Source organism: Fulvivirga sp. (genome assembly GCF_040220315.1).
Lineage (GTDB): Bacteria > Bacteroidota > Bacteroidia > Cytophagales > Cyclobacteriaceae > Fulvivirga.
Genome location: NZ_JAVJUY010000130.1, coordinates 1 through 5,955, shown reverse-complemented (window position 1 = coordinate 5,955; position 5,955 = coordinate 1). Strand labels below are relative to the sequence as shown.

Sequence of the window (5,955 nt, the reverse complement as noted above, 5' to 3'; positions counted from 1 at the left end):
TGAAGTAATGACCAACTCATTAACAAAACCTTCCTATTCAGAATCAGATCCTTCTTTTGAACAATCAGAAAATGTTGTTATTCTTAATAAGTTAAGTGAAGATTTAGGTGTGATGAGGCAATCGATGCTTTATTCCATGCTAGAAGTTGCTGAACATAACATAAACAGAAGGCAGACTGATTTAAAGCTTTTTGAGTTTGGCAAGACCTACAGAAAAGAGGGTGAGAAATATAAGGAGAGTAACCGATTAGCCATTGCTATTTCTGGCAGCAAGATAGGCGAGCATTGGTCGTCTAAAGATTCAAAGGTGGAATTTCATGATTTAAGTGCTACGATTAACCTTTTGATTTCAAGGTTTACAAGCAAAAAGTTAACTTCAGGGGTCATTCATTCAGAACCATTTGATTATGCACTACAGCTAGTTCATAACTCCAAAATTTTGGCTACCTTGGGTAAGGTGAGCAAGAAAGCCATGAAACAATGTGGAGTGCGCCAGGAAATATTTTTTGCAGATATTGATTGGGACTTGCTTTTGAAGCAATCAAATAATAATATAGTATTTGAAGAAGTACCAAAATTCCCTGAAGTAAGAAGAGACCTTTCATTGGTATTAGATAAAAGTGTATCTTTTGATCAGGTTTTATCATTGGCCGAATCTAAAGAGCGCAAGCTTCTTAAAAGTATTAATGTTTTTGATGTGTATGAAGGTGATAAAATAGGAGAAGGCAAAAAAGCCTACGCTATGAGTTTCATACTTCAGGATACTAACAAAACACTTACTGACAAAGCCATAGATAAAGTAATGAGTAATTTAATGTCTGGCTTTGAAAATGAATTGGGAGCTATAATCAGAAAATAATGAGTCAAGATCTTCTTAAAAATAACATCTCTAACCTTGAGCGTAAACTTGTTTTGCTTATTGATAAGTACAAAACAATGAAGACTGAGGTAGAAATGTTAAAGGAGCAAAATGGTGAGTTAAAAGACCTCCTTAAACAAAAAGATGCGCAAGTCAGCAGCTTTCAAAATCAGATTAAAATTAGTAAGATTGTAGACGAAATAGATTCCGGTGGAGAAGACGCCACTGAACTGAGGAGGAAGATAGACGACTATATAAAAGAGATCGATAAGTGTATTTTGCACTTAAGTAGATAATAAATTTTTTGATGGACGAACTCTCAATAAAGATTAAAATTGCTGACCGAGAGTACCCTATGAAGGTTAAGCCTGAAGATGAAGAGAGGGTGCGTAATGCGGGAAAAAAGATTAATGAGAGAATGCGTATGTACCGGGAAAAGTTCGGTATCGATGATAAACAAGACTTACTGGCCATGGTAGCCTTCGATAGCTTAGTAGATAAGCTGGAAGTAGAAGAAACCAGGCAGAGTATTGATGAAACAGTCACTCAAAAAATTAGCCATCTCAATAGTCTGATCAATCAGGCACTCTAACCCTCTTCATTAAAGTTAAGTCCGCTCACTGGTGTATTTCAATAGCACCTGTATAAAGCTATGAGGTGTTTTAAACTTAACTTAATTAACCATGGCAGATACATTAATATTTATCATTATCGGGGCGGTAGCTTTAGTTCTCGGGGTGGTAATTGGTCGTATGCTTGCCTCCAAAGCTTCCAAAGTAAAAGAGCAAGAGCTTGAAGAGAAAGCGAAAATGATCATTAAAGAGGCAGAAATTTCTGCTGAAAACATCAAGAAAGACAAAATTCTTGAAGCGAAAGAGAAGTTCCTTAAACTAAAATCAGAGTTTGAAGAAGACGCTAACCGTAAGAAAAACCTCATTATAACCAATGAGAATAAACTCAAACAAAAAGAACAGCATTTAAACAAAGAGTTCGAAAAAGTAAACCGGAAAGAATCTGAACTGGATGAGCTTAAAGAAAAGCTAAGTACACAACTTGAAGTTGTGAATCATAAAAAAGTAGAACTGGATAAATTCAATCAGCAAAAAGTTTCTATACTTGAAAAAATATCTAACCTCACCGCTGATGAAGCACGTGAGCAATTGATAGAGACATTAAAGGATGAAGCTTCTTCCAAAGCATCTTCTTTTATTAAAGACATTATCGAAGAGGCAAAACTTACCGCCACTAAAGAGGCCAAAAAGATTGTAGTAGAATCCATTCAGAGAACAGCTACAGAACACGCGATAGAAAACTGTGTATCCATTTTTAATATTGAAAGTGACGATATTAAAGGTAAAATCATCGGTAGAGAAGGACGTAATATTCGTGCGCTTGAAGCAGCAACCGGAGTAGAAATTATTGTGGATGATACACCTGAAGCAATTATTATTTCTGGTTTCGATCCGGTAAGAAGAGAGATTGCTCGGTTATCACTACATAGGTTGGTAGTAGATGGAAGAATTCACCCTGCCAGAATTGAAGAGATCGTTTCTAAAACGAAGAAAAATATCGATGAAGAAATTATTGAAATTGGTGAAAGAACGGTTATTGATTTAGGAATTCACGGCCTACATCCTGAGCTGATTAAGATGGTTGGTCGAATGAGATTCAGATCTTCCTACGGCCAGAATTTGCTGCAACACTCACGTGAAGTAGCCAACCTTTGTGCTACCATGGCTTCTGAATTAGGTCTTAACCCTAAACATGCCAAACGAGCAGGCTTACTGCATGATATAGGAAAGGTTTGGCCGGAAGAAGCCGAGAAGCCTCACGCCATCATAGGTATGGAACTGGCTCAGAAATACAAGGAGCATCCTGTAATCTGCAATGCCATTGGTGCCCACCATGATGAAATTGAAATGACTCACCTCCTTTCTCCAATTGTACAGGCATGCGATGCTATTTCAGGAGCAAGGCCAGGTGCAAGACGCGAGGTAATGGAAAGCTATATCAAGCGACTAAAAGAGCTTGAAGCACTGGCCTTAAGTTTTGATGGTGTTCATAAATGTTATGCTATTCAAGCCGGTCGAGAGCTGAGAGTAATGGTAGATGCTGATAACGTAACTGACGAAAGAGCTGGCCAGCTTTCATTTGACATTTCTCAAAAAATAGAAAAAGATATGCAGTACCCAGGGCAAATAAAGGTAACTGTTATTAGGGAAATGCGTTCAGTATCTTACGCTAAATAAGCTGAATGACTTCGGATGAAAAATTAGATATTATCAATTCATTTCTTTCTCCTCTAATAAAGGAGAAATTTAGTAAAGCGGAAATTGAGAGAATTTGTGAGGAGCTTTACCTATGCAATACAAGAGATGAATTGAGCCATAAAATTGATTTCTATGCACTGGAATTTGCACACAGAGGCAAGATAAAACACAAAAAAAAGGAGAGTTAAAACTCTCCTTTTTCGTTGTAGTGGTTGAATCTTAGGATACTTTCACTTTTTCTTTAGCCTTGTTTATGGCTTGATGCCCTTTCTGAGCCTCTTCCTCAACTGTCCAGTTTAATAGTCTTTTGGCTTCATCTAATTTGGCATTAGCCATTTCTTCAAGTGTAGATTTTGTTGTATCAATTTCATCTACAATTCTTTTTCTGGTTTTCTTACCGCTACTTGGTGCAGTTAAAATACCTAATATCGCGCCTGCTGTTACTCCTGTTACAAATGATAATGTTGCTTTTATTGTGTTATTCATAATATATTAAAATTTAAGTTGTTAAATGATTTAATTTGATGTAGTACTTCTCTTAACTTTTATGTGAAAAGGCTGTCCACATCCAATACCTCTTTTCGATACTTTTTACAAAACCTTTCATCATGTCTTCTGTACCAGAGTCACCATTTTCTATAGCAATCTCAATGACATTGAACATGTGTTCTAGTAATATTTCGTAGTCTTTCAATACTTCGCTCACCATTTCTAGGGCAGATAGGTCAGTACCTGTTTCTTTGATTTCTGAGGTAGTAATATACTCTCCCATTGTGCTCATTGGCGTTTGACCAAATACTCTGATTCGCTCTGCAATGTCGTCAATAGCTTCTATGGCCTCATTGTATTGTTCCTCAAAATTTTCATGAATGTCATAAAAGTCTGCACCTTTAACATTCCAATGGAAATTTCTCAATTTTTGATAATGGACACTGAAATTAGAAAGTAACTTGTTCATTGCATCTGTAATCTCAGCGGTCTCCATTTTGGTGTAGCCGAGTCTGGCAAACGTTTTTTGTTTAGTTTGTACTTTTTCTTTAATCATATTTCCGTTATCTGTGCTCATAATTTTATTGTTTACATCTATAGAGACTAAAAACATACCAGAAAAAAACATGGGCTCAGTGGCCTTAATTACCGGTTTACTTATATGGCGTGATGATTAATTCATACAGTATTGTAGAGTATTTTCTACAATACAGGCTGAAATTGAATAGTGAATGTAGTACCCACACCTACTTCACTGGATACATCGATTTTTGCATTGTGTGAATGGAGGATATTTTGAACACTTAACAAGCCTAGTCCAGTGCCTTTTCGCTTGCCACTGAAGAAAGGTTCAAACAACATTTTCATATGCTCTTCAGATATCCCCTTTCCGTTATCATGTATTTGGAGGTAAACCTTTTCATCATGCCAGGTAGAAACATGTAATAGCCCATGCCCTTCTTTCATTGCTTCGATGGCATTGATTAAAAGGTTGAGTATAGCAATTTGTAGCTGATCTTGATCTATTTGAAGCTCTGGCAATGAATCAGTAAGATTCAATTCAAGCTTCATGTCTTTTAAATTCAGTCGGTCACGCACCAAATCAATTGCTGAGGTTACTACTTCATTGAGTTGCATGTTAACTAGCTTTAGTGCTTTTGGTTTAGAACTGTTGAGCAACTCAGTAATTAAACTATTAATACGTTCAGCATTTCGCTTAATAATATCAAAGTATAAGTCTGCATCCACCTCTGGCGGCACTTCATCCTTCAGCTGCTCTAATGCAAGTGTGAGATTGGTTAATGGATTTCTAATTTCATGAGCAATGGAGCGCGCAATTTTACCGGTCATAGAAAGTTTCTCCACTTTCAGCAATTCCTGTTCAGCGTTTTTTCTACGCGTGATATCTCTTATTACAGCCAAATAAATCTCCTGATCTTCTTCAATAATCTTCACACAATTGATCAGGCATATTTTCTTAAGGCCTTTACCACTCTCCAGAATGGCTTCATATTCTTCAACATTATCATTGGTCTTCAAAATATTTGAAAACTCATGATAATACATATTTTCAGAAAAGAACTCCTCAAAAGAGCTACCTACACCAGATACCTCAAAGTTATTTCTAAATGATTCATTTACTTCAATAAGATTTAATTCTGCATTCATCAGGGCAATAGAATCTATGGATTCTTCAAATAACTTTTGATATCTGCTTGTAGTGCTCACTGTTATTTAATTCCGTATTCGTTGAGTTTGTTATAGAGCGTTTTACGATCAACCTGTAAATATTCAGCTGCTTTTGATTTATTATAGGAGGCCTTTTTCAAAGCTCTGTTAATAGCTTCAATTTCGGCAATTCTGACTGCAGCTTTCATACTTAAGTCACCATCCTTACCCAAGGAATTAAGCGTAATGCCCGTAACAATTTCAGTTGGGAAACAGGTTTTATCAATAGTGGAATCGGAGGCTAGTAATACGGCACGTTTAATAACATTTTTCAACTCACGAAGATTGCCTTCCCAACTGTAATTATTAATCACCTCAAGGGCTGATTTATCGAATCCTGTTACAGTCTTATTTAGTTGATCGTTCGCCAATTCTAAAAAGTAGCGAGCATAAATAGAAATATCTTGCTTCCTATCCCGCAAAGGCGAAAGTTCAATCTTAAATTCATTAAGCCTGTGATAAAGATCTTCCCGGAAATCCCCATTGTCAATTAATTCAGGTAGTGGTTCATTAGTGGCAACGAGTACCCGAACATCAATATTAATTTCTTTATTACCACCTACCCGTCTTATTTTTCGCTCTTGCAAAGCCCTGAGCATCTTCATCTGG

9 protein-coding genes are annotated in these 5,955 nt (G+C 36.5%); 5 read left to right on the top strand and 4 right to left on the bottom strand.

All coding sequences use genetic code 11. The annotated features are described in order from the left end of the window. The 5 genes from RLO81_RS06240 to RLO81_RS06220 all read left to right on the top strand — a co-directional run. Window positions 1–859, top strand: an 859-nt coding sequence (locus RLO81_RS06240; RefSeq protein ID WP_502880436.1) for a phenylalanine--tRNA ligase subunit beta-related protein, incomplete at its 5' end; no start/stop codon positions are given. After that, on the top strand, window positions 859–1,155 hold the full coding sequence (locus tag RLO81_RS06235; RefSeq protein ID WP_350108783.1) for a DUF3450 domain-containing protein: 297 nt from the start codon (window positions 859–861) through the stop codon (window positions 1,153–1,155). The genes RLO81_RS06240 and RLO81_RS06235, both read left to right, overlap by 1 nt. Window positions 1,156–1,166: 11 nt before the next feature. Continuing rightward, a complete protein-coding gene (locus RLO81_RS06230; protein WP_350108780.1) occupies window positions 1,167–1,451 on the top strand; it encodes a cell division protein ZapA in 285 nt (94 codons plus the stop codon). Between the two features lie 91 nt (window positions 1,452–1,542). Then, complete coding sequence (gene rny / locus RLO81_RS06225) at window positions 1,543–3,108, top strand: ribonuclease Y (protein WP_350108777.1); 1,566 nt, start codon at window positions 1,543–1,545, stop codon at window positions 3,106–3,108. A 5-nt stretch (window positions 3,109–3,113) separates the two neighbouring features. Beyond that, the gene (locus RLO81_RS06220) at window positions 3,114–3,317 is read left to right on the top strand and encodes a hypothetical protein (RefSeq protein WP_350108774.1); all 204 of its coding nucleotides are present in this window, start codon (window positions 3,114–3,116) and stop codon (window positions 3,315–3,317) included. Window positions 3,318–3,348: 31 nt separating this feature from the next. Here RLO81_RS06220 and RLO81_RS06215 read toward each other — a convergent pair whose 3' ends face one another. From RLO81_RS06215 to RLO81_RS06200, 4 genes are all read right to left on the bottom strand, one after another. Further along, a complete protein-coding gene (locus tag RLO81_RS06215; protein ID WP_350108771.1) occupies window positions 3,349–3,615 on the bottom strand; it encodes a YtxH domain-containing protein in 267 nt (88 codons plus the stop codon). A gap of 52 nt (window positions 3,616–3,667) precedes the next feature. Further along, the gene (locus RLO81_RS06210) at window positions 3,668–4,195 is read right to left on the bottom strand and encodes a Dps family protein (protein WP_350108769.1); all 528 of its coding nucleotides are present in this window, start codon (window positions 4,193–4,195) and stop codon (window positions 3,668–3,670) included. Window positions 4,196–4,320: 125 nt separating this feature from the next. Further along, window positions 4,321–5,346, bottom strand: coding sequence for a two-component system sensor histidine kinase NtrB (locus tag RLO81_RS06205; protein ID WP_350108766.1), 1,026 nt, complete (start codon window positions 5,344–5,346; stop codon window positions 4,321–4,323). Window positions 5,347–5,348: 2 nt separating this feature from the next. After that, window positions 5,349–5,955: AAA-type ATPase lid domain-containing protein (locus RLO81_RS06200; protein ID WP_350108763.1), on the bottom strand; the 607-nt coding region annotated here is incomplete at its 5' end.